Annotated in this window: 26 protein-coding genes and 1 tRNA gene; 10 read left to right on the forward strand and 17 right to left on the reverse strand. The window is 74.0% G+C overall.

Features of this window, described 5'->3' with window-relative positions:
• Positions 1–65: 65 nt before the first annotated feature.
• Complete coding sequence (locus QOL15_RS14215) at positions 66–905, reverse strand: alpha/beta fold hydrolase (RefSeq protein WP_071245381.1); 840 nt, start codon at positions 903–905, stop codon at positions 66–68.
• A gap of 159 nt (positions 906–1,064) precedes the next feature.
• On the opposite strand from QOL15_RS14215, the gene QOL15_RS14220 reads away from it, so the two are divergent.
• Positions 1,065–2,300: a mannosyltransferase family protein gene (locus QOL15_RS14220; RefSeq protein WP_139197229.1), complete on the forward strand. Its 1,236-nt coding sequence runs from the start codon at positions 1,065–1,067 to the stop codon at positions 2,298–2,300.
• A 199-nt stretch (positions 2,301–2,499) separates the two neighbouring features.
• Here the strand turns inward: QOL15_RS14220 and QOL15_RS14225 are convergent, their stop codons facing one another.
• Entirely contained in the window at positions 2,500–3,540 is a 1,041-nt protein-coding gene (locus QOL15_RS14225) for an amidase domain-containing protein (RefSeq protein ID WP_139197231.1), read from the reverse strand.
• A 75-nt stretch (positions 3,541–3,615) separates the two neighbouring features.
• On the opposite strand from QOL15_RS14225, the gene QOL15_RS14230 reads away from it, so the two are divergent.
• A complete protein-coding gene (locus QOL15_RS14230) occupies positions 3,616–3,999 on the forward strand; it encodes a hypothetical protein (protein ID WP_065961880.1) in 384 nt (127 codons plus the stop codon).
• Positions 4,000–4,079: 80 nt separating this feature from the next.
• Here the strand turns inward: QOL15_RS14230 and QOL15_RS14235 are convergent.
• The 4 genes from QOL15_RS14235 to galU all read right to left on the reverse strand — a co-directional run bounded on the left by QOL15_RS14235 (position 4,080) and on the right by galU (position 7,171).
• Positions 4,080–4,155: transfer RNA gene (locus QOL15_RS14235), tRNA-Ala, on the reverse strand.
• Positions 4,156–4,284: 129 nt separating this feature from the next.
• Positions 4,285–5,388, reverse strand: coding sequence for a hypothetical protein (locus QOL15_RS14240; protein WP_071245219.1), 1,104 nt, complete (start codon positions 5,386–5,388; stop codon positions 4,285–4,287).
• 140 nt (positions 5,389–5,528) lie between these two features.
• Complete coding sequence (locus QOL15_RS14245) at positions 5,529–6,191, reverse strand: GNAT family N-acetyltransferase (protein ID WP_065961883.1); 663 nt, start codon at positions 6,189–6,191, stop codon at positions 5,529–5,531.
• Positions 6,192–6,280: 89 nt separating this feature from the next.
• Entirely contained in the window at positions 6,281–7,171 is an 891-nt protein-coding gene (gene galU, locus QOL15_RS14250) for a UTP--glucose-1-phosphate uridylyltransferase GalU (RefSeq protein ID WP_065961884.1), read from the reverse strand.
• 114 nt (positions 7,172–7,285) lie between these two features.
• On the opposite strand from galU, the gene QOL15_RS14255 reads away from it, so the two are divergent.
• From QOL15_RS14255 to mscL, 3 genes are all read left to right on the forward strand, one after another.
• Positions 7,286–7,870: a 5-formyltetrahydrofolate cyclo-ligase gene (locus tag QOL15_RS14255; RefSeq protein WP_065961886.1), complete on the forward strand. Its 585-nt coding sequence runs from the start codon at positions 7,286–7,288 to the stop codon at positions 7,868–7,870.
• 1 nt (position 7,871) lies between these two features.
• The gene (locus tag QOL15_RS14260) at positions 7,872–8,225 is read left to right on the forward strand and encodes an FmdB family zinc ribbon protein (RefSeq protein ID WP_071245221.1); all 354 of its coding nucleotides are present in this window, start codon (positions 7,872–7,874) and stop codon (positions 8,223–8,225) included.
• A gap of 75 nt (positions 8,226–8,300) precedes the next feature.
• On the forward strand, positions 8,301–8,801 hold the full coding sequence (gene mscL, locus QOL15_RS14265; RefSeq protein ID WP_071245223.1) for a large conductance mechanosensitive channel protein MscL: 501 nt from the start codon (positions 8,301–8,303) through the stop codon (positions 8,799–8,801).
• Between the two features lie 288 nt (positions 8,802–9,089).
• Here mscL and QOL15_RS14270 read toward each other — a convergent pair whose 3' ends face one another.
• The 3 genes from QOL15_RS14270 to QOL15_RS14280 are packed head-to-tail and all read right to left on the reverse strand — an operon-like array spanning position 9,090 to position 13,815.
• The gene (locus tag QOL15_RS14270; RefSeq protein ID WP_071245225.1) at positions 9,090–9,674 is read right to left on the reverse strand and encodes a CDP-alcohol phosphatidyltransferase family protein; all 585 of its coding nucleotides are present in this window, start codon (positions 9,672–9,674) and stop codon (positions 9,090–9,092) included.
• Positions 9,675–9,694: 20 nt separating this feature from the next.
• The gene (locus tag QOL15_RS14275) at positions 9,695–10,120 is read right to left on the reverse strand and encodes a hypothetical protein (RefSeq protein ID WP_071245227.1); all 426 of its coding nucleotides are present in this window, start codon (positions 10,118–10,120) and stop codon (positions 9,695–9,697) included.
• Complete coding sequence (locus tag QOL15_RS14280; RefSeq protein WP_370692490.1) at positions 10,117–13,815, reverse strand: AAA family ATPase; 3,699 nt, start codon at positions 13,813–13,815, stop codon at positions 10,117–10,119. The genes QOL15_RS14275 and QOL15_RS14280 overlap by 4 nt, the downstream gene beginning before the upstream one ends.
• 317 nt (positions 13,816–14,132) lie before the next feature.
• On the opposite strand from QOL15_RS14280, the gene QOL15_RS14285 reads away from it, so the two are divergent.
• Genes QOL15_RS14285 through QOL15_RS14295 form a run of 3 tightly spaced genes read left to right on the forward strand, consistent with a single transcriptional unit; the run spans position 14,133 to position 16,808 of the window.
• The gene (locus tag QOL15_RS14285; RefSeq protein ID WP_071245229.1) at positions 14,133–15,005 is read left to right on the forward strand and encodes a CoA ester lyase; all 873 of its coding nucleotides are present in this window, start codon (positions 14,133–14,135) and stop codon (positions 15,003–15,005) included.
• Positions 15,006–15,014: 9 nt separating this feature from the next.
• On the forward strand, positions 15,015–15,521 hold the full coding sequence (locus QOL15_RS14290; RefSeq protein WP_065961902.1) for a DUF6264 family protein: 507 nt from the start codon (positions 15,015–15,017) through the stop codon (positions 15,519–15,521).
• A gap of 42 nt (positions 15,522–15,563) precedes the next feature.
• Positions 15,564–16,808, forward strand: a complete 1,245-nt coding sequence (locus QOL15_RS14295; RefSeq protein ID WP_071245231.1) for an FAD-dependent oxidoreductase — start codon at positions 15,564–15,566, stop codon at positions 16,806–16,808.
• A 46-nt stretch (positions 16,809–16,854) separates the two neighbouring features.
• Here QOL15_RS14295 and QOL15_RS14300 read toward each other — a convergent pair whose 3' ends face one another.
• Positions 16,855–17,712 (reverse strand): hypothetical protein, encoded by an 858-nt coding sequence (locus QOL15_RS14300; protein ID WP_071245233.1) that lies wholly within the window; start codon positions 17,710–17,712, stop codon positions 16,855–16,857.
• Positions 17,713–17,970: 258 nt separating this feature from the next.
• On the opposite strand from QOL15_RS14300, the gene QOL15_RS14305 reads away from it, so the two are divergent.
• A complete protein-coding gene (locus QOL15_RS14305; protein ID WP_065961907.1) occupies positions 17,971–18,846 on the forward strand; it encodes an aldo/keto reductase in 876 nt (291 codons plus the stop codon).
• Between the two features lie 109 nt (positions 18,847–18,955).
• Here QOL15_RS14305 and QOL15_RS14310 read toward each other — a convergent pair whose 3' ends face one another.
• Positions 18,956–19,366 (reverse strand): hypothetical protein, encoded by a 411-nt coding sequence (locus tag QOL15_RS14310; protein WP_071245235.1) that lies wholly within the window; start codon positions 19,364–19,366, stop codon positions 18,956–18,958.
• 110 nt (positions 19,367–19,476) lie between these two features.
• On the opposite strand from QOL15_RS14310, the gene QOL15_RS14315 reads away from it, so the two are divergent.
• Complete coding sequence (locus tag QOL15_RS14315) at positions 19,477–20,442, forward strand: NAD(P)H-quinone oxidoreductase (protein WP_071245237.1); 966 nt, start codon at positions 19,477–19,479, stop codon at positions 20,440–20,442.
• Positions 20,443–20,535: 93 nt separating this feature from the next.
• Here the strand turns inward: QOL15_RS14315 and QOL15_RS14320 are convergent, their stop codons facing one another.
• From QOL15_RS14320 to QOL15_RS14345, 6 genes are all read right to left on the reverse strand, one after another.
• Positions 20,536–21,258, reverse strand: a complete 723-nt coding sequence (locus tag QOL15_RS14320; protein ID WP_071245385.1) for an amino acid ABC transporter ATP-binding protein — start codon at positions 21,256–21,258, stop codon at positions 20,536–20,538.
• A gap of 89 nt (positions 21,259–21,347) precedes the next feature.
• A complete protein-coding gene (locus QOL15_RS14325) occupies positions 21,348–22,226 on the reverse strand; it encodes an amino acid ABC transporter permease (RefSeq protein ID WP_071245238.1) in 879 nt (292 codons plus the stop codon).
• Between the two features lie 7 nt (positions 22,227–22,233).
• Positions 22,234–23,055: an ABC transporter substrate-binding protein gene (locus tag QOL15_RS14330; RefSeq protein ID WP_071245240.1), complete on the reverse strand. Its 822-nt coding sequence runs from the start codon at positions 23,053–23,055 to the stop codon at positions 22,234–22,236.
• Positions 23,056–23,156: 101 nt separating this feature from the next.
• Complete coding sequence (locus tag QOL15_RS14335; protein WP_083393794.1) at positions 23,157–23,660, reverse strand: cupin domain-containing protein; 504 nt, start codon at positions 23,658–23,660, stop codon at positions 23,157–23,159.
• A complete protein-coding gene (locus QOL15_RS14340; protein ID WP_370692397.1) occupies positions 23,657–25,201 on the reverse strand; it encodes an amidohydrolase family protein in 1,545 nt (514 codons plus the stop codon). Before QOL15_RS14340 ends, QOL15_RS14335 begins: the two co-directional genes overlap by 4 nt.
• On the reverse strand, positions 25,198–26,883 hold the full coding sequence (locus QOL15_RS14345; protein ID WP_175473783.1) for an adenosylhomocysteinase: 1,686 nt from the start codon (positions 26,881–26,883) through the stop codon (positions 25,198–25,200). The genes QOL15_RS14340 and QOL15_RS14345 overlap by 4 nt, the downstream gene beginning before the upstream one ends.
• Between the last annotated feature and the right edge of the window lie 105 nt (positions 26,884–26,988).

Genomic DNA, 26,988 nt, shown 5'->3' on the forward strand with positions numbered 1-26,988 from the left:
GAGCGGAGCGCACCCCCCGGGCGACGCGCGCCCGCGGGGGCACGGCACCGGGCTGCCGCGCCGGACTACTGCGCGAGGAAGCGGAGCACCGCCTCGTTCCACTCGTCGCGGTGCGACGCGAGCACGCCGTGCGGGCCACCCGCGATGAGGTGCGTCTGCGCGTCCGGGATCGCCTCGGCGGTGCGCTTGCCCGATGCCTCGAAGGGCACGATGCCGTCGGCGTCGCCGTGGATGACGAGCGTCGGGACGTCGACCTTCGTCAGGTCGTCACGGAAGTCCGTGGTCGCGAACGCCGTGGTGCAGTCGAGCGTGCCCTTCGGCGAGGCGAGCTCGGCGATCGCCAGGTCGTACGCGCGCTGGTCGGCGGACACGAGGGGCTCGCCGGAGTCCCCCGGCGTGTAGAACATGTCGACGAACTCGTGCAGGAACGCCGGGCGGTCGCCCGTGATGCCGTTCGCGAACCAGTCGGCCAGGTCCTGGTCGACCGCCCCGTCCGGGTTGTCGTCCGACTTCCACAGGTACGGCGGCACGGCGCTCGCGAAGACGAGCTTCTTCACCTTCGCCGTCCCGTAGGTCGACACGTAGCGCGCGAGCTCGCCGCCGCCCATCGAGAAGCCGATCAGGGTGACGTCCGACAGGCCCAGCTCGGTGATGAGCTTGTCGAGGTCGGCCGCGAAGGTGTCGTAGTCGTACCCGCCCCACGGCTGCGAGGACTGGCCGAAGCCGCGGCGGTCGTAGGCGATGACCCGGTGGCCGGCCTCGACGAGCGCGGGGACCTGGCCCTCCCACGAGCGGCCGGAGAGCGGCCAGCCGTGGATGAGCACGACGGGGTCGCCGGTGCCGAGGTCGTCGTAGTGCAGGTCGATGTCGTGGCCGTTCTCGGCGCCGACGGTGATGAAGGGCATCATGCCTCCTGTCGAGGATTTCCAGGGAACGAGCCCTATGCAACGCCCCGCCGCCGGACGGACCCTGACCGGCCGTGACCCCGGTGCGGCGACCGGACAGGGCCGGTCACACCAGTCCGGCCGGACCGGTGCGGGCGGTGGAGGTGGGAGGATCGGTCGGTGACCGACCTGGCGGAGCCGACCCGAGCCTCCCGGCCGGGTCTGCCGACCCGCGTGCGACGCGTGGTGACGAGCGGTCTGGAGGCGCGCCACAGCGGGTGGACCACTCCCCTGGCCGTGTGGCTGGCCTCCCGTGTGGTCAGCACGGTCCTGCTCCTCGCCGTCTGGGGCACCGCGTCCGCGAACGGCTGGCGGTTCGCGTCGTACCGTCGCGAGGGCACGTTCTGGTCGTTCCTCGGCTCGTGGGACGCGTCGTTCTACCGGACCATCGCCGAGCACGGCTACCCGACGACGCTTCCGACGGACGCGGCGGGGCACGTGCTGCCGAACCCGTGGGCGTTCCTGCCGGTGTTCCCCGCGATCGCGCGCGCGGTGCAGCCCCTCGTGGGCGGGTCGTTCTGGCTGGCCGGGGTGCTCGTCGCGACGCTCGCCGGGGCGGGCGCGTGCGTGGTGTTGTTCCGGCTCGTCGCCGCGGTGGCGGACGCGCGACGGGCCCGCTGGGCGACGGCCCTGTTCGCGTTCGGCCCGACCGGGTTCCTGCTGCAGGTCGCCTACGCCGAGAGCACCTTCCTGCTCCTGCTGTTCGGTGCGCTGCTCGCCCTCGTGCGTCGGCGGTACTGGGTCGTGCTGCCGCTCGGGCTGGTGGCGGCGTTCACGAAGCCGGGGGTGCTCGCCCTCGCGGTGGCGCTCGCGGTGCACCTGGTCGTGCGGTGGCAGGCGGAACGGCGCGCCCTGCCTGTCCGCGACGTCGTGGCGATCGTCGTCGCAGGCCTGGTGACCGCGACGGCCGGGCTCGCGTGGCCGTTCGTGGCCTCCGCGGCGACGGGACGGCCGGACGCGTACCTCGAGACCGAGCTGTCGTGGTGGGTCGGGTTCGTCGGGCGGCAGCACTTCGCGCCGCTGACGCCGTGGTTCACGATGGCGGGGACGTGGCTCGGGCCGGCCGGGATCGTCCTCGTGGTGGTCGTGCTCGCGGGGGCGGTGTGGTTCTGGACCCGACGGGGCGTCCGTGCGCTCGGGGTCGAGGTCGTGTCGTTCACGACTGCGTACGCGCTGTACCTCGTCGCGGTGTTCCTGCCGCAGCAGAGCCTGCCGCGGCTCCTGATGCCGACGGCACCGCTGCTCGCGGCCGATGCGTTCACGGGGACGCGGCGACGGGCGGTGTCGTGGCTCGTGGCGGGGGTGTGCCTGCAGGCGGTCGCGGTCGTGCTGCTGTGGTTCCTCGGGTACCCCTGAGCGCTGCCGGGTCCTGGCGCGCCGTTGCGCGGCCGCGCGCGCGTGGTGTCAGGTGCATCTGCACAACAGAAGGCACCTCGCGCCACGAGATTGCGTGGCGCGAGGTGCTCCCGGTTGTGCGGAGGTCGGCACGGGCGCCGGCCGGCACCGGCGCCGGCCGACCCGACCGGCCGGCCGCCGCCTGCGCCGTTGGCGACGGCTACGCGTCGAACGTGTGGAACCAGGCGGTGCCGCCCGGGTGCTGCACGGTGATCATCTCGTCGAGGTCGCGGTACGGGCCGTCCTGGTTGTGGCTCGCCGACTTGATGCGCACGGTGCCGTCCGGTTCGGTGAAGACCTCGGACACGATCGTCACGTGGTCGGGCGACCGGTTGGCGTTCCAGTCGTAGAACACGATGTCGCCGACCTTGACCTTGCTCCGCTCGTCGAGCGACCGCCGGGTGAGGCCGAACGTCGCCGCGTTCGCGGTGAGCCACGGGTCCATCGCCGGGCAGTACGTCCACGTGGCCGAGTGCTGCGCGCCACCCGCCCGGTTGTACCAGTCGGAACGCTGCTTCCACCCGCGGGCGATCAGCGTCTGGCTGACGTAGTTCGCGCAGTCGCCGCCGATCGGGTTCATGGTGCCGTACTCGGCGAGGTTGTAGTCCTCCCAGTGGGCCATCGCGTACTCGAGCTGCCGGTCGACGGCGGTGAGGGCCGCGTAGGTCAGCGAGCTCGTGACGACCGCGGCCGAGGCGTCGGGGACGGCCGCGGCGGTCGGCGTCGGGGTGGCGCTCGCACCGCCCTGCACCGAGCCGGACTGGCCGTCGTTCGCGGCGCTGCCGTTGCCGTCGGACATCCGGTTCGCCGACGGGACCGGGGCGATCGCCTCGGTGAAGAGCGCGACCGGTGCGGCGCCGGCCGTGTACATCGCCTGGTGCGGGGCCGTGAAGGTGACCTTCGTCGCGGTGGCCTCGACGTCGCGCGCGGGGACCCCGCCGACCGTGACCCCGCGGACCGCTGCCAGGCCGGTCCCGGCGACGGTGACGCGGACGCCCCCGGCGAGCGGGACCTGCGCGGGCTGGATGCCCGAGGCGGTGGCCCGGGCCCGTCCGCTGCCGGGCGCGGTCGACGCGGCACCGGACGGGCCGTCGGACGACTCCGCGTCGCCCCCGTCCCGCGAGCACGCCGCCACGGCGAGACCGACACCGGCGACGCCGACGAGCGACAAGAGGGAACGACGCGTGAACGAGGAAGTCATGACCTGTCCAGGGTAGGCGACGGTGGGGCAGGATCACTGGCAGCAACCCGCTCACCACCGGAAGGATCAGACACCATGCCCGAGAGCCACGACTTCTTCGTCGCCGCCGACCCCGAGTCCACCCGAGCCCGCGTCCGCGACGCACTCGTCCGCGAGGGCTACTCCGTCGCCGACGGCGACCAGGGCACGCTGCTCGCCACCCGGGGGAGCCTCGGCCTGACGCTGCTCATCGGCGGCCTGGCGAACGACCGCACGTTCCACACCCGCCTCGACGTGCAGGTGATGGTCACGCCCGAGGGCTCGACCGTCGCCCGGCTCATCCGCGGGTCCGGCAAGTCGGCGCTCAAGGGCGGTGCGATCGGGATCGCCCGGGGCAACCGCGCCTTCGAGCAAGCGGCGAACGCCATCCACGCGGAGCTGAGCCAGGCGGGCGTGCTGACGAACAGCGTCGCGAGCTGACCCACGGGTCCGCTCCCGCCCGGACGGCGGACCCGGCAACGACGAAGGCCACCCCGCGGGGTGGCCTTCGTCGTGCTGCTTGGTGGAGCTAAGGGGATTCGAACCCCTGACCTTCTCATTGCGAACGAGACGCGCTACCAACTGCGCCATAGCCCCAAGTGCTCGACCACACTAGCACCACGGATCGCGCGAACCGAAATCCACACCGCCCGTCCGGGCGTGCCGCGGGACGGCCGGCAGGTCGGGACGGCGGGCAGGTCGGGACGGCAGGGAGGTCGGGACGGCTCAGACCGCGCGACGGCGGCGCATGATCGCGTCGAGGTCGGCCTGCGGCAGCGCGTCCTCGTCGATCACGCCCATGCCCGCCCACCGGCTCGGGGCGGCCGGCGGCTCCGGTGCCGTGGCGGCACCGGTCGCGGCAGCGGGGGTCGCGGTCTGTTCCCCGGACGGCGCACGCAGCCCGAGCCGCTCCGCGAGGCGCCCCTGGTCGTGCGCGGAGAGCGACGCGACGGCCTCCTCGACGTCCGGGCGCATGGGCGACACCCGGGCGAGCGTCGGGTCGGCCTCGGCGGCGCGGATCGCGGCCGCCTCGGCCTCGGCCGCCGCCTTCGCCTCGGCGACGCGCTCACGGAGCCGCGCGGCGAGCTCGGCCGAGGACTCCGGCGAGGGCGCCGGTGCCGCGGGCCGCTCGACGTACAGCGGCTTCGGCACACCGGCCGGCGTCCAGCTGCGGTCGCGCGCGGCCTCGGCGGGCTGCTCGGTGGACAGGGGCGGCGCCGGGTCCGTCCACGTCGACGTCGGACGGGAGGCGCGGCCCACCTTCGCAGCGCCGGCTGCGGCCCGCGCCTTCCGCGCCTGGGCGACCTGGTGCAGCTGCGCGAGGACCGCTGCGGACCCGCCCGCGGCGAGCAGCCCGGCGACGCCGAGGAGCCAGAGCCCGGGTGCAGCCACGAACACGACGAGCGCGACGACGACCCCCACGGCGCCGAACAGCGTCGCGCCGAGCCGGGAGCGGCGCATCCGCCGGGCGGTCAGCGCGGGGACGGACGACACCCGCTCGAGCTGGGGCTGCTGCTCGGCCAGGCGGCGGGTGATCTCCCGCTGCCGGGCGGCCTCGTGCGCCCGGACGATGGCGGCGCGCTTCGCCTCCTCGGACCGGGCGACGCGCTGCGCCTCGGCGAGGGACTTCGCGTTCATCTCGATGCGGACCTCGTCCGGCAGCTCGGCGGTCTGCGCGAGGATGCGGAGGGTCTGCTGCAGTCGGATGGCGTTGCGCTCGGTGGCGAGGTACTGCCGACGGGCCGCCCACGAGGGCATCAGGTAGACGACCCAGAGCACGGCCGCGATGAGCAGGACGATGCCGCCGCCCCAGGAGCCGATACCTGCCATGGGGACACGGTAGGGGTGCGGGTTCCCCCGTCGGGTGATTGCCGGTCGCGTGTTGCGCGAGTCGCGACCGAACCGGCGGTGGTGGGGCGCGCCTCCCGGCCGTCACCGGCACGTCGGGACGGGTCGCGCCCTGCGGAGCGTCAGCCGATGCGGGGTCGCGTGTCCAGCGGCACGGCCGCCTCGTCGCGTGCGGCGAGCGGCACGCTGCCGGCCCCGGCCGGGACGCGTCCGGCGACCCAGCGGTCGAGGACGCCCTCGCGGACCTCCTCGGCGACGAGGGCGAAGCAGAAGTGGTCGCGCCAGTCGCCGTTGATGTGGATGTAGCGCCGACGGAGGCCCTCGTAGCGGAAGCCGAGCTTCTCGACGACCCGCAGGCTCGGCGCGTTCTCCGGACGGATGCAGATCTCGATCCGGTGGATCCCGACGACCCGGAAGCAGTGGTCGACCGCGAGCGCGACCGCGATCGGGGTGACGTTGTGGCCCGCGGCGCCCTCGACGACCCAGTAGCCGATCGAGGCACTGGCGAGCGAGCCGTAGCTGATGCCGGAGACGTTGAGCTGCCCGACGAAGCGACCGTCGAGCTCCATCGCGAACGGCAGCCCGAGGCCGGCGCGGGCGTTGGCCTGCAGCGCGCGGATGCTGCCGCGGACGTCGGTCGCGACGTGGCCGGAGGGGTTCGTGGCCTCCCACGTGCGGAGCCACGAGCGGTTCGACGCGAGCGCGACGTCGAGGTCGCGGGTGTCACGGAGGCGGAGGGGCCGGATGGTGACCCGCCCGTGGGACAGGGTCGGGATCGTCGTCATCGCTGTGGTTCCTCCGGTGCCCGGTGGTCGGCCGGGCGGATGCACGAACGGGCCCGGGGAGTCCCCGGACCCGTTCGCGACGGGGTCGGCTATTCGCCCGCGTTGAACTCCTTGAGCCACGCCTTGAGGTCGGGGCCGAGGTCATCGCGGTCCGAGGCGAGCTGCACGATCGCCTTGATGTAGTCGAGTTTGTCACCGGTGTCGTACCGACGTCCACGGAAGACGACGCCGTACACGCCACCCGTCCATTCCTCGGCGCCCGCCATCTTCATGAGCGCGTCGGTGAGCTGGATCTCGCCGCCCTTGCCCGGCTCCTGCTTCTCGAGGACGTCGAAGACCTCGGGGCGGATGACGTAGCGGCCGATGATGGCCAGGTTCGAGGGCGCCTCGCCCTGCGGCGGCTTCTCGACGAGGCCGGTGATCTTCACGACGTCGTCGGTGTCGGTCTCCTCGACCGTGGCGATGCCGTACATGTGGGTCTGTGCCGCGGGGACCTCGAGGAGCGCGACGACCGTGGCGTTCTTCTGGCCCTGGACCTCGATCATGCGCTGGAGCAGCGGGTCACGCGCGTCGATGATGTCGTCACCGAGGAGCACGGCGAACGGCTCGCGGCCGACGTGCATCTTCGCGCGGAGCACCGCGTGGCCGAGGCCCAGCGGGTCGCCCTGGCGGACGTAGTGCATGTCGGCGAGGTCGGTCGACTGGTTGACCTTCTGGAGCTTCTCGTGGTCGCCCTTCTTCTTGAGGGTCTCCTCGAGCTCGGCGACGTGGTCGAAGTGGTTCTCGAGCGCGTTCTTGTTGCGGCCGGTGATCATGAGGACGTCGGTGAGACCGGCACCGACGGCCTCCTCGACCACGTACTGGATCGCCGGCTTGTCGACGACCGGCAGCATCTCCTTCGGCATCGCCTTGGTGGCGGGGAGGAAGCGCGTGCCCAGCCCAGCGGCCGGGATCACCGCCTTGGAAATCTGGAAGCCCATGTCCAGGAACCTATCGGACCGGCCCTGATCAGGCATGTCGTCTCATCGGAGGACACGGGATCCCCCGGAGCACGGCGGGAAGCCGCAACCGGAGCGCTCGCTAGACTCACCGCCATGACCGCCGACCTCGGGAACGAGAAGCGTGCCCTGCGAGCCGAGCTCCGGCAGCGCCGGCGCACCCGGACCACGACGGAGCGCGACGCGGAGCGCGCGGCCCTGACGACGACGCTGCAGCGCTTCGTCGAGGAACGCCAGGTCCGTTCGATCGCCCTCTACCTGTCGGCGCCCGACGAGCCCGACGTCCGACCCTTCCTGACCTGGGCGCACGAGCAGGGCGTCCGGGTCCTGCTGCCGGTCACCCGCGAGGACGGCCTGCTCGACTGGGCGGTCGGCGACGGCGTGACCGAACGCGAGGGCCTGCACGGCATGCCCGAGGTGGTCGGCGAGGTGCTGTCCCCGCTCGCGCTCGGCGACGTGGACGCGATCCTCGCACCGGCCGCGGCGGTCGGCCACGACGGCTGCCGGATGGGCTGGGGCCGGGGCTACTACGACAAGACGCTCGGGTCCATGGCGAACCGGCCGCCCGTCTATGCTGTGATCTTCGACGCGGAGTACCTCGACGAGGTCCCGCGCGAGGCCCACGACGAACCCGTCGACGGCATCATCACGCCGTCGCGCATCATCACCTTCCGGAGCTAGGGTGCCCACCTACTCGTACCGCTGCACCGCCTGCGACAACGCCTTCGACATCAAGCAGTCGTTCTCCGACGCCACCCTCACCGAGTGCCCGGTGTGCGGCGGGCAGCTGCGCAAGGTCTTCTCGCCGGTGGGCGTGACCTTCAACGGCGGTGGCTTCTACCGCACCGACTCGCGCACGACGCCGAAGGAGTCCGGTTCGGCCGGCGGTTCGTCGTCCGGTTCGTCGTCGGCGGCGGGCTCGTCGGCCGGCGGCTCCTCGTCGGGCGGCTCGTCGTCGGCGGGCGGCTCGTCGTCGGGCGCGTCGAAGCCGGCGGCGTCCACGTCGTCGAAGCCCGCCGCTCCCGCGGGCTCCTGACCTCGCGGTCTGCTCCTCGGTAGGGTCGCAGGCGTCGCCGACCGGCGGCGGTCCGACCTTCGGAAGGAGAGTCCCGTGAAGGGGTTCAAGGAGTTCCTGCTCCGCGGCAACGTGATCGACCTCGCAGTCGCGGTCGTCATCGGTGCTGCGTTCACCGCCATCGTCACGGCGATCGTCACGAGCCTGATCAACCCGCTCATCGGCGCGGTGTTCAACGCGTCGAGCCTCGACAAGGCGCTCATCGTCGCGATCCCGACGACCTCGGGCGGCAGCGCGAAGCTGCTCTTCGGCGCGATCATCGGCGCCGTGCTCAACTTCGTCATCGTCGCGGCGGTCGTGTACTTCGCGCTCGTCCTGCCGGTGAACCACCTCCGGAAGGCCGCGTTCGAGCGGGTCAAGAACGACCAGGAGCAGACGCCGCAGGACGTCCCGCCGACCGACGTCGAGGTCCTGCTCGAGATCCGCGACCTGCTCCGGTCGCAGAACGGCGGCGCGGTCGGGACGGGTGGCGGTGCGCACATCGCGCCGTCGACCACTCCCGAGGGCCCGGGGATCAGCGGCACGACGAAGCTGTAGCGCGCGGCGCGGCCGCGGCCGCGCGCGCTCGCGGCCGCGCGCGACCGCTCGCGCTCGCACTTCGCACAACGGGAAGCCGTTCGCACCACGGGAATCCGTGGTGCGAACGGCTTTCCGTTGTGCGCGAGCACCTCGCGCCGGGTCGCGACCCGCGTCGGCAGCGGCGGGACGGCGACGGCGATGGCGATGGCAGCGGCGACGGCGACGGCGACGGACAGCAGCGGTCCGCGGGCCGTCCCCAGCAGCTCGGTACGCCGCGAGCGGCCGGGCCGCCGGACCGCCGGGCCCTCAGGCCGTGCGGGACGCCAGGCGGTGCTTCGCGGACAGCGCCCGGACGTACTGCACGCCCGCGACCACGTGCCCGACGGTCCCGGCCCACACGAACACGAGGGCGAGGATCCGCACCCAGTCGTGGTCGGCCGCGAACGACGTCGACGAGAACAGCAGCAGCGGCAGGCCGACGAACAGCAGCGCGGACCGGATCTTGCCCGTCCAGGTCACGTCGAGGTCGGGGTCGCCGCGGAACCACAGCCCGGACAGCAGCGCCAGCACCGCGTCGACGAGGACGATGATCGCGACGCTCGGCCACGGCAGCAGCCCGACGAGCACGAGCGACAGCACGATCGCGATGATCGCCAGCCGGTCGGCGATGGGGTCGAGGGCCTTGCCGAGCTTGGACCCCTGGTCGAACTTGCGGGCGATGAACCCGTCCGCCCAGTCGCTCACCCCGAGGACGACGAGCGTCACGAGTGCCCACCCCGAGTGGTGCGCGACCACGAGCCCGATGAACACGGGGATCAGCAGGAAGCGGACCACCGTGATCAGGTTGGGCCACGTCTGCCAGTCGGGGCGCTCCCGCACGGTGTTCGTCATCGCGTGCCAGGCTACCCGGCTCACCAGTGCGGCGGGACGTCGCGGAGGAGCTGGTCGTCGTTCTCCCCCGCGCGGTGCCGCGGCGGCTCCGGTGCGGGAGCCGGGTCGCTGCCCGGCACCGGCTGGGTGGTGACCCGCCTGCGGGGCCGGGTCGCGCCTCCCGGCCGGCCGTCGGCCTGCGGTCCGCCAGCCGCATCCGGGACGGGAGGCGCTGCCTCCGTCGCGTCGCCGGCCTGCGATCCGCCAGCCGCACCCGGGACGGGAGGCGCGGCTGCGGTCGCGTCGTCGGCTCGCGTCCACGTGCCCACGAGCTGGTCCGTGCCCGGCGTCACCGGGCCCGCGACCCGCGCCGCGCGACGCGACCCGCGCCGCCGCTGCGCGCTGCGCTGCTGCCCGTCGCCGAGCTGCCCGTCGCCGGGTGCTCCGTCGCCGTGCGTCCCGGTCACCGGCGAGCGGGGACCGGCGGGATCGAGATCTCCTGCGTGGCGCCACGGTCGACGCCGAGCACCGACGCCACGGTGTCCGCGACGCGGTCCGGGTCGGAGAACAGCTGGAACGCGTGCACGCGCACGTAGTGCCAGCCGAGACGCCGGAGCACCTCGGGCCGCAGGCGCAGCGTCTCGCGCAGCGAACCGCGGACGAGCGACGCGTCGGTCTCGATCGTGACGCAGACGCCGCCGTGCGCCGCGACGAGCCCGAGCTTGCCGCGGTGCCCGAGCGCGACCGGGATGCCGCGCATCTCGAGGCGTCGGGCCAGGTCGACGAGCAGCGGGTCGGAGTCGTCCGGCACGTACTCGGCGGTGGTGCGTGCCCGGACCTCGGCGAGGATCTCCGCGAGCGCGACGGTGCCGTGGCCCATCCGCTCGGCCTCGATGTCGGACGGCTGGAAGCACGTGACGATCACCATCGAGCGGCGGGCCCGGGTCATCGCGACCGCGAGCAGCCGCTCCCCGCCCGGCTTGCCGAGGGCACCGAAGTCGCGCAGGACCCGCCCGTGCGGGGTGCGGCCGTAACCGATCGAGAACACGACGCGGTCGCGGCTCTGGGCGACCGACTGCTCGAGCGTCGCGACGATGAACGGTTCGGCGCGGTCGCCGATGACGAACTCGGTGAGGTCCTTGTGCCCCTGCGCCGCGGTCAGGACCGCCTGCTCGACCCGGACCGCGTGCTTCGCGGAAGCCGTGATGACCATGAGCGACTCGGTCGGCCGGGTGCGGGCGTGCTCCATCACGAGCCGGACGACGCGGTCCACCTCGGCGTCGACGCTCTCGACCGCTCCGGACTCGGGGTCCGGCACGGCCTTGCCGTCGCTGACGTAGTCGATCGCGATCGAGCCGTGGCCGAGGAACGACCCGGCCCACGGCAGCGACTCGATGCGACCGCCGTAGAAGCGGCGGTTCACGAGCTCGGCGAGGTCCTCGCCACCGGCACGGTACGACCGGGTCAGGGACAGCGTCGGGAGCAGCGTGGAGAGCTTCGCGAGCGCGGAGTCGGCGTGCAGCGCGTCGAGGGTGCCCTCGTCGACCTGGAGCGCACGGTGGTCGGGGTCGACCGCGATCCGGAACGGCGACGGCGTCTGCGTCACCGGGTCGCCGAACGCGACGGTCTGGCGGGCGCGGCGGACGGCTCCGACGGTCTCGGCGATCGTGACGGCCCCGGCGTCAACCAGGATCACGGTGTCGAACGGCATCGTGTCGGCGATCTCGGCGACCTCGTACGGCGAGGCGAGCCAGACCGGCGCGATCGACCGGGACAGGTGCGGCGCGGAGTCCTGCAGCAGGCGCGAGGTGATCGCGCCCTCCTTGAGCTGCGTCTTCAGCGCGGCGGCCTCGTCCGGCCAGTCGACGAGCCCGACCTTCCAGTTCTCGGCGAGCTGCCACGCCAGGCCCTGGGAGACCCCGGCCGCGTGCGCGTCGTCGACGAGCCGGAAGTCGGCCTCGACCCGGTCGAGCATGTCGGTGTTGCCGCCGAGCAGCGCCCGGTCGGACTCGAGCATCGTCTCGAGGGCGGACTGCCACCACGCGAGCTCGAGCTCGGCGGGCACCTGGGTGTCCGGCACGTGGCGGTTGGCGAGGTCGGTGAACAGCGGCTCGAGCTGCAGGTCGCGCAGGGTCTGCATGAGCTCGGTGCGCTCCTGCAGGTTGTGCAGGACGTCGGAGTCCTCGGCCAGGCGCGCGACGGTCGGGACGAGCTCGTCGATCGGCAGGTTGGCCAGCTGGGACTCGCGGGAGGTGCGGCCGAGCGGCTCGTCCAGGCGCGCGAGGTCCTGCACGACGTTCGAGAACAGCACCTGCACGTCGCCGATGCCGGTGGGCACCTCGGGGTTCACGCCGGCGGCGACGTAGCGCTGCCAGAGGACGCGCTGCTGCTGCACACGGGTGAGCGCCTCGTGCAGGTCGGACACGTGCACGCCCGGGCGGACGTACTCGCGGGCGAGCTTCTTGAGCCGGCGGCGGTTCGTCGAGGACATCGGGGCGCCCTCGCCGCGCGGGGCGGTGGCGGCGACGAGCTCGGAGACGGACCGGTCGAACACGACCGGCAGGAAGCGGTCGAGGGTGTCGCGGATCTCGGTGAGCAGGCGGAGGTAGATGCCGAGCTCGTTGATCGTCGTGAACTGCCGCATGTGCGTCGAGGCGACGAGGTCCTGGGCGCGACGGAGCAGCGTCGGCAGCCCCTCGGCGTCGAGGTCCTGCGCGGTGCGGTGCGCACGCTGCGCCCCGTCGCTCGAGCCGAACTTCGCGCCGTACCAGGGCGAGTCGTCGGGGCCGTAGCGGAACTCGCCGAGGTTCGCGGCGCTGACCATCGTCTCGGCGACGCGCGAGCGCCCCTCGACCATGCTCGTCACCGAGGTCGCGGACAACCGGGCGGTCGTCGACGGCGGCACTGGCAGCAGCGACAGTCGGGACAGCTCGACCAGGCAGTCGAGCACCGACACCCGGAACTCCGGGTGCACGCGGGTCAGCGAGCCGCGGTAGTCCTTGAGCACCTTGCGGAGCCGGACCAGGGCGTCGTCGACCTCGCGGAGGTTCGGGCGCGACGCCTTCTCGTTGCGGGCGATCGCGCGGACGACGTCACGGCGGAGCGTCGAGGGCGTGACGGCGACGCCGGGCAGCTGCACCTCGGCGAAGCGTGCGGCGATCCCGCGCAGGGTCGCGCGGCGGGGGCTGACGACGAGGACGCGCTTGTTCGCGGCGACGAGGCCGCCGAGCGCGTTGACGATCGTCTGGGTGCCGCCGGTGCCCGGGAGGGTCTTCACGACGATCGAGTTGCCGGCCGTGATCTGCGCGATCACGTTCTCCTGCTCGTCGTCGGCGTCGAGCAGGAGCGTGTCGGTCTCGGGGCTGCGCTCGTCGGACGGGGTCTGCTCGACCGGGTGGTACGACTGCTCGACCTGCCACTTCGCGCTCGGGTTGCCGGCGAGGGCGTCGAGCACCGGGTGGGACAGGTCGCCCGTGTCCTCGACGAGGCCGTCGGCGACCTGGGCGAACGTCGAGACGACGAGGCGTGCGTGCACCGAGAAGCCCGGGATGTGCGCCGTGAGGCCGCGGAGCCGGTCGATCACCGGGTTCGGTGTGAACGAGCCGTCCTGCTGGGCGAGCGCGACGAAGGACTGCGCGTCGAGGATGACGCCGTACTGCTCGTGCAGGGCGTCGGCGAGGCCGGGGTTGAGCACGGGTTCGCCGAGCAGCCGGACCTCGAAGTCACGGCCGTGGCGCCGGATCGCGAGCGGGCGGAGCAGCACCGGGCCGCGGAAGTGCTCGTCGCCGTGCTGCCAGTCGGCCATGCCGATGCCGAGCTTCACGGCGTCGATGCCGCGCACGGTGGCGAGCTCGGTGCCCTTCTCCTCGACGCGGGCCGCCGCGACGCGGGCGGCGCGGAGCGCCACCTCGTCGCGGATGAGGCTCGACAGCAGGGTGGTCTTGCCGGTGATGAACTGCGCGAGACCACCGGGGTGCGTGGTCGACAGCTCGATGCGTGCGCGCGGGTGGTCGCTGAAGTGGATCAGCGGGCTGGTGCCGCCGACCCCGGTCAGCTGCTTCCGCCAGGCGTCCCACGCGGGTTCGGCGGCGTTGCCGGCCTGGAGGCGCGGGTCGCCGAGGCTGATGGCCTGCGGACTCGTGAGCTGCAGCTCCGGTCGCAGGGTGCGGTCCGGTTCGTCCGTCACGGCGGTCTCTTCCTGCTGGTCCCGTCGGTCCCCTGCCGGTCCGCCGCTGCGCGGCTGTCCGCTCGTCGCGCGGTCGTCCCCCGACCGGTCGTCGGTGGCCGCGGCGCCGTCGCGGGCGGGGGCGTCGCCGTCCACGCCGCCCTCGTCGCCCCTCGTCCTGTCCGCTCGCCACACATCGGACACTGTAGGCGGAAGCGACCGGCGCGTCGGCCAACGACCCGGGTTTCGGGGATTCCGGCGGGAGCGCCGGGGTGGTCCGGCGGCCGCATCGCGCGATGTGGTACCAACGGGGCATGGCCATCGACGACCGCACCGCTGAGTCCACCCCCACGCCGAACCGGCGTCGATCGGTCCCCGCCGAGATCTCCCGCTCGTGGCTGCTCGTGCCCGGGACCGCCGCCGACCGCTTCGAGCGGGCCCAGCGCTCACGTGCCGACCAGATCATCCTCGACGTCGAGGACGCGGTCGACCCGGCCGCGAAGCCCGGCGCCCGCGCGACCGTGGCGTCCTGGCTCGCCGGCGGCGGCGAGGCCTGGGTGCGGATCAACGACGTGACGACGGACTTCTGGGCCGACGACGTCGAGGAGCTCCGCGGCCTCCCGGGTCTGCAGGGCGTGATGCTCGCGAAGACCGAGTCCCCCGCGCAGGTCACCGACACGTGGCACCGCCTCGGCGGCCACACCCCGGTGATCGCGCTCGTCGAGTCGGCGCTCGGGATCGAGGAGGCGACGTCGATCGCCAAGGCCCAGGGCGCGTTCCGTCTGGCCTTCGGTTCCGGCGACTACCGCCGGGACACGGGTGCCTCGGCCGACACCCTCGCGATGGCGTACCCGCGGTCCCGCCTGGTCGTGGCGTCGCGGGTGGGCGACCTGCCCGGCCCGATCGACGGCCCGACGGTCGGCTCGGCGCACGCGATCCTGCGTGAGCAGTCCCAGGTCGCGGTGTCGCTCGGCCTGACCGGCAAGCTCTGCCTCGACACCGAGCAGCTGCCGGTCATCAACGAGGTCATCTCACCGACGCCGACCGACGTCGCCTGGGCGCAGGACTTCCTGGACGACTTCGAGGCGCGCGGCCAGGTCATCCGCGACGGCTCGGACCTGCCGCGGCTCGGCCGGGCGCAGAAGATCCAGCGGCTCGCCCGGGCCTTCGGCGTCGAGGCACGGTAGGACGGTCCCATGACCTGGTCGAACGTCCCCGGCGGTCCGCCGCAGTCCGCTCCCGGTGCCCCGCGTCCCGAGCACGACCGCGACGCCGAGGCACGGCGCACGGCCTGGGAGCGCGGTGGCACGACGCTCTTCCCCGCCGCGAAGATCGCCGACCGGGTGTCGACCGTCCTCCTGCTGGTCTTCGGCGCGGTGATGACCGTCGTCACCGTGGTCGTGGGCGTGATCGGGGTGGCCTCGGCGACGACCTCGTGCGACGCGGCGACGGGGTGTTCGCCCGGTGGGTACCTCGGCGGTGCGGCGATCGCGGCGGGTGGCTCGTTCGTGGTGGGGGTCGCCACGGTCGTCCTCGCGGTCGGGGCCTGGGTGCGCCGACGCTCGTCGTGGTGGATCGCGGCGATCGGCTTCGTGCTCGCGGTGGCCTGCATCGCGTGGGGCGGGGTCGTGTTCGCCGACGCGGCCGACGGTGCCGGGAGCACCGGGACCGCGGGGAACGCGACGGCGTCGGCGCCCGCCTGACCGACCCGACACGCACGCGCCGCCCGGCGTAGCCTGCCGCGCATGGTGACCGTGTCGCGCACGACCGTGGCCGTCGTCGGCGGCGGTCCCGCCGGCGTCGTGCTCGGCCTGCTGCTCGCCCGCGGCGGTGTCGACGTACGCGTCGTCGAGTCGCACGACGACTTCCTCCGCGACTTCCGCGGCGACACCGTGCACGCCTCGACGATCCGACTGCTCGACGAGCTCGGGCTCGGGGAGCGCTTCCGTGCGCTGCCGCAGACCCGGCTCGACGACCTGTCCCTCCCCCGCCCGGACGGTTCGCGCGTGGTGCTCGGGGAGTTCTCGCGGCTGCGTCCACCGTACGACCACGTCGCGATGGTGCCGCAGTGGGACCTGCTCGACCTGCTCACCACCGCCGCCCGCGAGGAACCGTCGTTCACGATCTCGATGGGCACGGCCGCGAGCGGGCCCATCGTCGAGGACGGGGTCGTCACGGGCGTCCACCTGCACCCGCGCCACGGGGGCGGTCCCGAGGAGCTGCGCGCCGACGTCGTGGTGGCCTGCGACGGACGGAACTCGGTGCTGCGGACCGCCGCCGGGCTCCGGCCGCGGCGCTTCCGCGTGGGGTTCGACACGTGGTGGTTCCGGCTGCCCCGCCGTGCCGGCGACGACGGCGCCGCACTGGTCCCCGCGTTCGACGGCCGTGACGTCCTGCTCGCCTTCCCCCGACGGGACCACCACCAGGTCGCGTACTTCGCGCCGAAGGGGTCGGACCCGGCGCTGCGTGCCGCGGGAGTGGCGGCGTTCCGGGCGACGGTCGCGCGGCTGCGGCCGGACCTGGCCGACCGGGTGGGCGCGATCCGGTCGATGGACGACGTGCACGTGCTCGACGTGCGGCTCGACCGGCTGCGGCGCTGGTGGCGGCCGGGGCTGCTCTGCATCGGGGACGCCGCGCACGCGATGTCCCCGGCGGGCGGGGTCGGGATCAACCTGGCGGTGCAGGACGCGGTCGCGACCGCCACTGCACTCGTGCCCGCGCTCCGTCGGGGGCTGCACGGACGGGCGCTCGACCCGGTGCTGCGCGCCGTCCAGCGACGCCGGACCCCGCCGACCGTGGCCGTGCAGGCGGCGCAGCGGCTCCTGCACCGGGTCGTGTTCGAGCGTGCCTTCGCCGGGCGGACGGCGGGCGGACCACCGCTCCTGCCCGTGCTCCTCGCCCGCTGGGTGCCACCGGCCCGGTGGGCGTACGCCCGGGCGGTCGCGTTCGGACCGCTGCCGGAGCACGCCCCGCCGTGGGCACGGCGCTGACCGCAGCGGCGTCGGCCGTGGCGCGTGGACGGACCGCGGCGCGCGCCTAGGCCCCGACGGCCCCGTCCTGCCCGGACGACTCGGACGGCGCAGCCGGGAGCGGTTTCTGCCACCGGTCCACGCGGACGGCGATGCGTTCGGAGGGGTCCCCGCTCCACGTGGCGTCGAGCCCGTGGTCCGCGAGCGCCGTGACGACCGCCACGGCGGCGCTCACCCGGCTGTGCTGCCGCAGCGCCGAACGACCGTCGAGCGACTGCTCGGCGAGTGCGACGTGGTCCGGCTCGAGGTCGGGTGCGTGCCGGAAGGCGCCGTACGACAGGTGCAGGGTCGTCGGCGTCTCGGCCAGCCGCTCGGCGTCCTGCTCGTGGAAGAACACGTACGCCCACTCGCGGGACCCGTCCTCCGCGGTCCCGTCGGAGGTGCGGGCGTCCTCGCACGCGGCGATCCCGTCGGCCTGGTCGACCCCGGTCGCCATCGCCGCGACGAACCCCTGCTGCCGGAGGACGTCGAACGCCTCGCGCAGCCGGTCGTACTGGCCGCTGCCCGGAGCCCGGCCGTGCTGGTCGAGCAGGCGCGCGGCCCAGCGTGCCCGGACGACCTGCTCGACCGTGTCGCGCAGCGCGTCGAGGTCGTCGGTGTCGTCCTCGTGCTCCTCGACGACCTGCTCGACGACGTCGTCGAACGACGTGAAGCCCGGCAGGACGAGGGCGTCGACGGACGCGGCGAGCGCCGCCGGGTCGAGGGTGTCCCGGGCTGTCGGAGCGGCCGGGGCGACCGGGGCGGCGGAGGGATCGGTGCCGGCAGCGTCGTCCGACCGGGTCTCGTCGGCCCCGTGCTCCGACCCCGCGCGGGTGGTCCCTGCGGTGTCGGTGTCACGCCGTCGTCGCCACCATCGGAACGCCATGCCGCCGATGCTACCCACGGGTGCCGGGCCGGCGACCGGTGCCACCGGCAGCCGGCACCCGGCGGGCGCAGACCGGCCTGCGCACCCGCACCGTGCCTCCCGGTCCGACCGGTGCCGGACGCGAGCCGACCGGCGGAGCCGCACCGCGCCTCCCGACCCGACCGGTGCCGGACGCGAGCCGAGCGGCGGACCCGCACCGTGCCTCCCGGCCGTGCGCAGACTGGACGTCCACCGGACGGCCGGGCGCATGCTGGCGGCATGAAGCAACGAGTCATCGGAGACGTGTCGGTCAGCGCGATCGGTCTGGGCGGCATGCCCATGTCCATCGAGGGGCGGCCCGACGAGCGGCAGTCCGTCGCCACCATCCACGCAGCCCTCGAGGCGGGCGTGACGCTCATCGACACGGCCGACGCCTACCACCAGGCGGGCAAGGACGAGGTCGGCCACAACGAGACCCTCATCGCGAAGGCGGTGCACGAGTTCCACGGGGACACCGACGCCGTGCTCATCGCGACGAAGGGCGGACACCTGCGACCCGAGGCCGGGCCGTGGGCTCAGGACGGCCGTCCCGAGTACCTGAAGGAGGCGGCGAAGGCCTCGGCCGCGCGCCTGGGCGTCGACGCCGTCGGGCTGTACCAGTTCCACCGGCCGGACCCCGCGGTGCCGTACGCCGACTCGATCGGGGCGCTCGCGGAGCTCCTCGACGAGGGCGTCATCCGGATGGCCGGCATCTCGAACGCCGACCCGGACCAGATCCGGACCGCGAACGAGGTGCTCGGCGGGCGACTGGCCTCGGTGCAGAACCAGTTCTCGCCGGCGTTCCGCTCGAGCGAGGCGGAGCTGCAGCTCTGCGACGAGCTCGGCATCGCGTTCCTGCCGTGGAGCCCCCTCGGCGGCATCGCCAAGGCCGGCGACCTCGGCACCGCGTTCGAGGAGTTCGCGATCGTCGCGCGGGAGCGGGACGTGTCGCCGCAGGTCGTCGCGCTGGCGTGGGAGCTGCACAAGAGCGACGTGGTCGTCCCGATCCCCGGGGCCTCGCGGCCGCAGTCGATCCTCGACTCGGTCGTCGCGGCGACGATCAAGCTCCGCGACGAGGACGTCGCCCGGCTCGACGCGGCGCAGCGGTCCGCCTGACCCCGGCACGCACACACCGCGACGCCCCGGCTCCGCTCGCGCGGGGTCGGGGCGTCGTGGTGCTCCGGTGCGGCGGTGTCGCGGGCTCGGCCCGCGACCACACCTGCCGTCAGGACGTGCAGGCCTTCTGGAAGTCGCTGCCCGTCGACTGCACCTTCTGGCTCGAGGCGGTGAGCGCCGACACGTCGGCCGACCCCGGGTCCTCGGAGACGTCCTCGATGGCGTCCACCATGTCGCCGTAGGCCTCGCTGAACGCGTCGCCCTTCTCCTTGAGGTCGGCGTCCTCGAGCTCGTCGACGCCCTGGTCGATCTTGTCGTCGAGCTCCTTCAGCCGGTCGAGCGCCGCGCCTGGGTCGGACTGCAGGTCGGCCGCCGACGACTGCACGCCCGATGCGGCGTCCTCGACGGTCTTCGAGAACTCACGGCACTGCTCGGCCTTCGACGGGCCGCCCGCCGAACAGCCGGCGAGCAGGACCACGGAGAGTGCTGCGGTGGCGATGGCGATGGTCTTCCTGGACATGCTGTGTCCCCCTGCTTCGTGCCCGCGCTCCCCCCGGTGGGTCGCGGATCGTCCCCGACGGTACATGGCGGACGCACAGGTCGTTCCGTGGTCCGGCGTACGGTCGAGGGATGCACGCGATCACGGCACACGACGGCGGACTCCGACTCGACGAGCACGACGACCCGGTGGCGGGCCCCGGCGAGGTCCTCGTCGCGGTGGCCGCCGCGGGCGTCAACAACGCCGACCTGCAGCAGGTCGCCGGGAACTACCCGCCGCCGCCCGGGGCCTCGGACGTGCTCGGGCTCGAGGTCTCCGGCACCGTCCGCGCGCTCGGGGACGGCGTCGAGGGGTTCGCCGTTGGCGACCGGGTCTGCGCCCTGCTGTCGGGCGGCGGGTACGCCGAACTCGTCGCGGTGCCGGCGACGCAGGTCCTCCCCGTCCCGGACGGCGTCGACCTCGTCGAGGCGGCCGCCCTGCCCGAGGCCGCGTGCACGGTGTGGTCGAACCTCGGGATGATCGCCGGGCTCCGCGCCGGGCAGACCCTGCTCGTGCACGGCGGCACGGGCGGCATGGGCTCGCACGCCGTCCTGCTCGCGAAGGCCATGGGCGTCCGGGTCGTGGCGACGAGCGGCGGCGAGCGGAAGGTCCGGGCGTCGCAGGAGCTCGGCGCCGACCTCGTGGTCGACCACCGCAGTGAGGACTTCGTCGAGCGGACCCTGGCGTTCACCGAGGGTCGCGGCGTGGACGTCGTCCTCGACGTCGTCGGTGCGGACTACCTGGCGAAGAACCTCGCGGTCCTGGCGCCGAACGGCCACGTCGCGGTGATCGCCGCCGGCAGCGGTGCGACGGGCGAGCTCGACTTCGGCGCGATGATGCGCAAGCGCGCCACGATCAGCGCCACCACCCTGCGGGCACGACCGGCCGACGAGAAGGCCGCGATCGTCGCCGCTGTCCGGGAGCACGTCTGGCCGCTCGTCGCCGGCGGCAGCGTGCGCCCGGTGGTGGACAGCACGGTGCCGCTCGCCGAGGCCGCCGAGGCGCACCGCCGCATCCGCGACGGCGAGGTGGTCGGCAAGGTGCTGCTCACGATCTGAGCGGGCCGGGCCGGGCGAGCGGGCCGGGCGGGCCGGGCGGGCCGGGCGGGCCGTTCCCCGGAACGACGCAGCCCGAGCCCGGCCGGGCCCGGCTCAGGCGTGCACGCGCGCCAGGAACTCCACGAGCGCGGGGTGCCGCGGCCGGTCCAGCACGTCGGCCGGGGTCCCCTGCTCGACGACCTCGCCCCGGTGCAGGAACACGATCCGGTCGGCCACGTTCCGCGCGAAGTGCATCTCGTGCGTGGTCATCAGGATCGTCGACCCCTGCTCCCCGAGTTCGCGCACCAGGTCGAGGACCTCGCCGACGAGCTGCGGGTCGAGCGCGCTCGTGACCTCGTCGAGCAGCAGGAGCTCGGGCGAGGTCGCGATGGCCCGCACGATCGCGACGCGCTGCTGCTGCCCGCCGGACAGCCGGTCGGGGTAGGCCTGGGCGAAGTCCGCGAGCCCGATCCGCGCGAGCAGGCGGTGCGCGGTGGCCTCGGCCTCGGCCTTCGGGACGCCGTGCACCCGCCGCGACGCGAGCGTCACGTTGTCGAGCACGCGCATGTGCGGGAAGAGGTTGAACTGCTGGAACACGACGCCGATGCGCGCGCGGACCGCGTCGACGTCGGTGCGCGGGTCGGCGATGTCGGTGCCCTGCAGCAGGACCTCGCCGTCGTCGATCCCCTCGATGAGGTTCACCGTCCGCAGCAGGGTCGACTTCCCGGAGCCCGACGCGCCGATGACGCAGATGACCTGGTGCCGGTGCACCGTCAGGTCGATCCCGCGCAGGACCTCGTGCTCGCCGAAGGCCTTGCGCAGGCCGCGCAGTTCCAGGACGGGGACCGACCCGTCGGACGCACCACGGGCCTCCTGGCCGTCGCCCGGTCGGGAGGCGCGGGTCGCGCCGGTCTCGGATGTGTCGGTCACACGGTCCCCCCGGTCTGCTCACGCTGCTGCTGGCGCCGCGCGATCGCGTCGGTGACGCGGATGAGCGGCAGGCTGATGACGACGAACAGGAGCCCCGCGACCAGGTACGGCGTGAAGTTGTACGACTCCGCCTGCGCGATCTGCGCGCTGCGGACGGCGTCGACGGCCCCGAGGATCGACACGAGGCCGACGTCCTTCTGCATCGACACGAAGTCGTTCATGAGCGCCGGGGTCACCTTGCGGACCGCCTGCGGCAGCACGACCAGGCGCAGCGTCTTCGCGTGCGACAGGCCGAGCGACCGGGCGGCGAGGCGCTGCGACGGGTGCACGGCCTCCATGCCGGCGCGGAGCACCTCGGCGACGTACGACGAGTAGGTCAGGACGATGGCGATCGTGCCCCAGACCTCGGGCGGCTGGCGCGGGAAGACGCCGAGCCCGGGCAGGCCGAACCCGACCAGGTACAGGACGATGATGAGCGGCAGCCCGCGGAACAGGTCGGTGTAGGCGGTCGCGGCCATCCGCAGCGGGAAGAACACCGGGTTGCGCAGGCCACGGACCACCGCGAGCAGGGTGCCGAGCACCGCGACGCCGATGCTCGCGACGACGAGGATCCGGATGTTCAGCCACAGGCCGAGGAGCACCTGCGGGAACGTGTCGATCGCGGTCTGCGGGTCGAAGAACGACTGCTGGACCGCCGCCCAGCCCGGGGTGTTCACGACGCCGAACCAGACGACGAGCACGACGACGAGTGTCGACACGGCCGAGACCACGACCGAGCGCCGGCCGCGCTGCCGGCGGTACAGGCGTCGTTCGACCTCGATCTGGCTCGGTGCGGGGGCCGTCGCCGGGGTGCCCGCTCCCGCTGGTGCGGTCATCGGGCCGCTACTTCAGGACGGGGGTGTTCGTCGCCGAGGACAGCCACTTCGTCTCGAGCTGCTCGAGCGTGCCGTCCGACTGCAGGCTCGCGAGCGCCTTGTCCACCTTGCTCGTCAGTGCAGACCCCTTCGGCAGCACGAAGCCGAACTGGTCGCCCTTGCCGTCCTGCGGGAACTGCGCCGAGACGGTGCCGTCGTCGACCTGGGTGGCCGCCATGGAGAACGCGGTCGGCAGGTCGGTCACGATGGCGTCGATCTGCCCGGACTTCAGGGCGAGCACCGCGTCGTCGTTCGAGTTGAACACCTGCGGGGTGACGCCGAGGACGTCCTTGACGCTCTGGATGCTCGTCGAGCCGGCCGCGACGCCGATCGTGTCGCCCTTGAGCGCCGAGACCGTCGTCGCGTGCGCGGCCTTCGAGGACCCCGACGTCACGACGGCCTGGGTGGTCGTGTAGTACGCGGTGGACATGTCGACGGCCTTCTTGCGCTTGGCGTCGATCGAGAACTGCTGCAGGTTGAGGTCCCAGTCCTTCGGCCCCGGGGCGATCGCGCTGTCGAAGGTGCTGCGCTTCCACACCACGTCGGACTTCGCGTAGCCCATCTCCTCCGCCACGGCGTAGGCCACGGCGGCCTCGAAGCCCTTGCCGGACTGCGGCTCGTTGTCCTCGACCCAGGGCGCGTACGCCGGGTCGCCGGTCGCGATCGTGAGCTTGCCGTCGGTGACGGTCCCCTCGGCGTTGCTGCTGCCCCCGGCGGAGCAGGCGGCGAGCGCGAGGGCGGCGACCGCGGCGGTCGCGACGGCGAGGGACAGGCGGCGGGTGCGGGTCACGGTGGGCCTTCGTCGAGGGGGTGCGGGGCAGGGCGTGTCGTAGTGTACCGGCGTCTGGGATACCAGCGCGAAGCCGACGACGGCTCGTGACGCGTGCGGTGTCAGGCGGGGCCGGCCATCGTGAAGTCGTCGAACGAGAACCCCGGCGACACCATGCAGCTGAGCAGGACCTCGCCGTCGCTCGGCAGGGTGCGCTGCCAGACGCCACCGCGGACGAACGCCTGCGCGTCGTGCAGCCGGTGCCGGCCGGCGTCCGGGCCGAGCGTGATCCGGTCGCCCGGCTCCGGCTGGTCGCCCGACCCGCCGAGCTCGAGCACGACGGTGTCCGGGCCGTGCCACATCCAGATCTCGTCGCTCGTCACGCGGTGCCACGCGGACGCCCCGCCCGGGGGTAGCAGGAAGTGGATGAGGGTCGCGGCGGGCCGGTCACCGGCGGGCGTCGGGACGGTCGACGGCGAGGTCCAGGTGCGGACGTACCAGCCGCCCTCGGGGTGCGGCTCCATGCCCAGGGCGGCGGCGCGCTGCGGCACGTCGAGCCACTCGATCAGCTCGCCGGTGACGGTGCGGCGGGCCACCTGGCCGGGACGGGGTGCGGTGTCGGTCATCGGGACTCCTCGGGGGTGGGGGCGGGTGGGGTGACGGCGGCGGGCCGGGCACCGGTGACCGCGGGTGCGGACCCCGCAGTGGGCGGGGACACGGCAGTGCGCGGGGACGTGGCCGGGGGCGGGGATCCGGCAGCGCGCGGCGACCCCGCCGGTCGCGGTGCCCCCGCGGGCTCCGCGTGCAGGACGCCGTCCCGTGCACGGACGACCCCGCGGACGACCGTCGCCACGGCGCGGCCCGCACCGTCCTCGACGAGCTCGGCGAGGGCGTCCGGCACCGTCCTGGCGTCGACGTCGAACACCGCGAGGTCCGCCCGGGCGCCGACGGCGAGGTGCCCGACGCGGTCCGGGCCCACCGCGGTGCCCATCGCCTGCGCTCCGCCGAGGGTCACCGCCGCGAGCAGCCGCTCGTGCAGGTCGCGGTGGCCGTAGCCCTGGGCACGGGCGATCCGGTGCAGCGCGGTGACGTCGGCCATCGGGTCGAGGGACGGCGAGGAGGACAGCGAGTCGGTACCGACGGCGATCGGGCTGCCCTCGCGCAGGTAGTCGGCGACCGGCGGCGGGTCGAGCCCGATGACGGCGTTCGACCGCGGGCACAGTGCCACGCTCGTCCCCCGCGCCCGGAGGAGCGCGCGGTCGGCGGCGGTGACGTACACGCCGTGCGCGATGTGGCAGTCCGGCCCGAGCACCCCGAGCCGGTCCACGAACGCGGTCGCGCTCGCACCGAACCCGAGCGCGCGCATCGCCCGGAACGACGGCACGTCCGCGAGGTGCCAGTCGGCGGTGTGCCCGGCCCCCGCGGGTCCGACGCCGTCGACGCCCTCGAGTCCCGGGACCGGACCGAGGGCGACGCGCTCGCCCTCGAACGCGGCCTCCCCGAGGTGCAGGTGCAGGCGGAGGCCGCGCTGGCGGACGATGTCGGGCAGCTCGAGCAGCGGGGAGACGTCGAGGGAGTACGGCGCGTGCGGGGAGAGCCCGGCACCGGGGGTGGTCGGGATGCGCGCGAGCTCCTCGAGGACCTGGTGGCGCCCGTGGTCCCGCCACGCCTGGTTCTCCCAGTCCATGACCTCCCAGTAGGCGATGCCGCCGAGCCCGGTCGCCTCGAGCACGTCGGCCGCCTCGATGTCCGTGACGACGTCGGCGATGCTCGTGACCCCGGCGACGAGCGAGGCCCGGGCACCGGCGATCGCCTCGGCGCGCCAGTCGTGCGGGAGCGCGTAGTCGACGTTGAACGCGGCGGCCCAGTCCTCGAAGCCCGCGTACTGCCGCTGTCCGACACTGGCCATGCCGGTGTACTGCAGGTGGGTGTGCGCGTTCACGAGCCCGGGGAGCAGCACCCCGCGCCACCGGCGTTCGGTGACCGTCGTGCCGTCGAGCTGGTCGACGACCCACGAGCGGTCGCCGACGTGCAGGATGCGTCCGTCGCGTACCGCGACCGCCCCGTCCGCGATCGGCGGTGCGGTCATCGGCACGACGACGCGTGCCGAGTGCACGACCACCGTGCCCCGGTCGCCGGTGCGGGCGTCGCTGCGCGTGCCGCTCACGCGGGCGTCCCGAACCGGTGGGTGCGGACGTCCGGCTCGCGGTCCGCCGGGTGCTCACCAGGACGGCCTGGAGGCGCGGCTCGGCTCCCGAACGCGGCGAGCGCCGCACGGGCGGTCGCCTCGTCCACCGCGGGGTCGATCGGCACGACCGTCCGGTCCAGCTCGTCGCCGCGCTCCAGGAGCATCCGCACCGCCCCGAGCTGCACGGCGAAGGACAGGTCCATGATCTCGACCGGGTTGCCCTCGGCCGCGGTGATGTTCACGCACCCGCCGCGGTCGAGCACGACCACGTGGTGCCCGTCTGGCCACGTGAAGCGCTCGACCTTCCGGGCCTCGGTCCGCGGCACCGCGCCGTCCGCGAGCGCGTCGATGACGGCGACCTCCTGCTCGACACCACCCGCGACGGCGACGACCGCGCCGGGTGCGCAGGCCCGCAGCGTCCGGAGGTCGATCGTGTCGGTGACGCCCGTCGCGCTCACGAGGAGGTCGGCGTCCCGCACCGCGTCCTCGAGCAGTGCGACCCGGTACCCGGCGAAGCGCGCCTGCAGGGCGCGCACGGGGTCCGTCTCGGCGACCGTGACCCGGAACCCGAGCGCACGGAGCACCATGGCGACCCCCTCGCCCACGGGACCGGACCCGGCGACGACCGCCGCGCCTCCCGACCGCACCCGGTGCGTGCCGGACGCGAGCCCGTCGACCAGGTCGAGCGCCGCGAACACCGTCGACTGCCCGGTGCCGTACCGGTTGTCGAAGAACGTCTTGGTGCGGGCGTCGTTGACGGCGACGACCGGGATGCCGAGTTCGCCGCGTGCCGCCATCACCCGGAGCGGGCGGAGGCCGCTCGTGGTCTCCTCGGCCGCACCGAGCATCGTCGGCAGCAGCTCCGGCCGGTCCTGGTGCGCGAGCCGGACCACGTGCGCACCGTCGTCGAGCAGCACCTGCGGTCGGGTGTCGAGCATCGCGAGGGCGAGCGTGCGCTGTTCGGCCGGCGTCGCGGTGCTCGACGCGTGCACGGGCAGCCCGGCGTCGCGGAGGACCTGGGCGACGGCCTCGTCGGTCTCGTCGGCGTGCGCGTAGACGACGACCTCGGCACCCGCCTCGCGGAGGAGCAGGCTCAGCACCGCCGTCTTCGGCTCGAGCACCATCGCGACGCCGACCCGGGTCCCGCGGAGCAGACCCGCGTCGCGGAGCTCGGCGGCGACCGCACGCGAGACCGGCATCGACCGACGTGCCCAGCGGATCCGGGCGGCCGCGGCGGGGTCGACCTCCGGGTCGCGGCCCACGGACACCAGGAAGACGTCGTCGGACAGCGTCGGCACCGCGAGCACCCCGGGCCGGGCCGGTGCGACGGGTCCGAAGGCGTCCTCGTCGACGCCAGGAGCGTGGCGCCCGGCGTCGACCACGACGAGGGTCCGGCCGCGGGGACGGACGGCCTCGCGCTCGACGGCCGCGGTGGCGTCGTCCGGGTCGCCGAGGCACCAGAGCTGGTCGACGGGGTCGTCCCCGACCGCGGCCCGCGCACCGAGGCCGGTCAGCAGGGCGTGCAGCGCGGCGACGTCCTCGGGGTCGCCACCGACCGTGCGGAACGTGCGGGCGGCGACGAGCAGGTTGGTGACGGCGGCGAAGCGGCGGACCGCCGCCGAGGCCCACGTCGCCCGGGCGGGGTCGGGTCGCTGCGGCACGGGGTCCATCGTACGGCCCGGTCGCGCGGCGGTCCCGCCGGAGCGAGATGCCAGCAAGAACGATGTTCACGATGTGATGTTTGACGGAGGCGTCAGGGGCTGGGA

This window comes from Curtobacterium sp. MCBA15_012 (genome assembly GCF_001864935.2).
In the GTDB taxonomy this organism is placed as follows: Bacteria; Actinomycetota; Actinomycetes; order Actinomycetales; family Microbacteriaceae; genus Curtobacterium.

Bases quoted from the DNA above. Each gene is read 5' to 3' on its own strand.
- QOL15_RS14325 (WP_071245238.1), bottom strand. From the start codon at position 22,226: ATGACCGCACCAGCGGGAGCGGGCACCCCGGCGACGGCCCCCGCACCG.
- QOL15_RS14335 (WP_083393794.1), bottom strand. From the start codon at position 23,660: ATGACCGACACCGCACCCCGTCCCGGCCAGGTGGCCCGCCGCACCGTC.
- QOL15_RS14300 (WP_071245233.1), bottom strand. From the start codon at position 17,712: ATGGCGTTCCGATGGTGGCGACGACGGCGTGACACCGACACCGCAGGG.
- QOL15_RS14215 (WP_071245381.1), bottom strand. From the start codon at position 905: ATGCCCTTCATCACCGTCGGCGCCGAGAACGGCCACGACATCGACCTG.
- QOL15_RS14230 (WP_065961880.1), top strand. From the start codon at position 3,616: ATGCCCGAGAGCCACGACTTCTTCGTCGCCGCCGACCCCGAGTCCACC.
- QOL15_RS14270 (WP_071245225.1), bottom strand. From the start codon at position 9,674: ATGACGAACACCGTGCGGGAGCGCCCCGACTGGCAGACGTGGCCCAAC.
- QOL15_RS14295 (WP_071245231.1), top strand. From the start codon at position 15,564: ATGGTGACCGTGTCGCGCACGACCGTGGCCGTCGTCGGCGGCGGTCCC.
- QOL15_RS14255 (WP_065961886.1), top strand. From the start codon at position 7,286: ATGACCGCCGACCTCGGGAACGAGAAGCGTGCCCTGCGAGCCGAGCTC.
- QOL15_RS14240 (WP_071245219.1), bottom strand. From the start codon at position 5,388: ATGGCAGGTATCGGCTCCTGGGGCGGCGGCATCGTCCTGCTCATCGCG.
- QOL15_RS14290 (WP_065961902.1), top strand. From the start codon at position 15,015: ATGACCTGGTCGAACGTCCCCGGCGGTCCGCCGCAGTCCGCTCCCGGT.
- QOL15_RS14310 (WP_071245235.1), bottom strand. From the start codon at position 19,366: ATGTCCAGGAAGACCATCGCCATCGCCACCGCAGCACTCTCCGTGGTC.
- QOL15_RS14315 (WP_071245237.1), top strand. From the start codon at position 19,477: ATGCACGCGATCACGGCACACGACGGCGGACTCCGACTCGACGAGCAC.
- QOL15_RS14285 (WP_071245229.1), top strand. From the start codon at position 14,133: ATGGCCATCGACGACCGCACCGCTGAGTCCACCCCCACGCCGAACCGG.
- QOL15_RS14225 (WP_139197231.1), bottom strand. From the start codon at position 3,540: ATGACTTCCTCGTTCACGCGTCGTTCCCTCTTGTCGCTCGTCGGCGTC.
- galU (WP_065961884.1), bottom strand. From the start codon at position 7,171: ATGGGCTTCCAGATTTCCAAGGCGGTGATCCCGGCCGCTGGGCTGGGC.
- QOL15_RS14305 (WP_065961907.1), top strand. From the start codon at position 17,971: ATGAAGCAACGAGTCATCGGAGACGTGTCGGTCAGCGCGATCGGTCTG.
- QOL15_RS14245 (WP_065961883.1), bottom strand. From the start codon at position 6,191: ATGACGACGATCCCGACCCTGTCCCACGGGCGGGTCACCATCCGGCCC.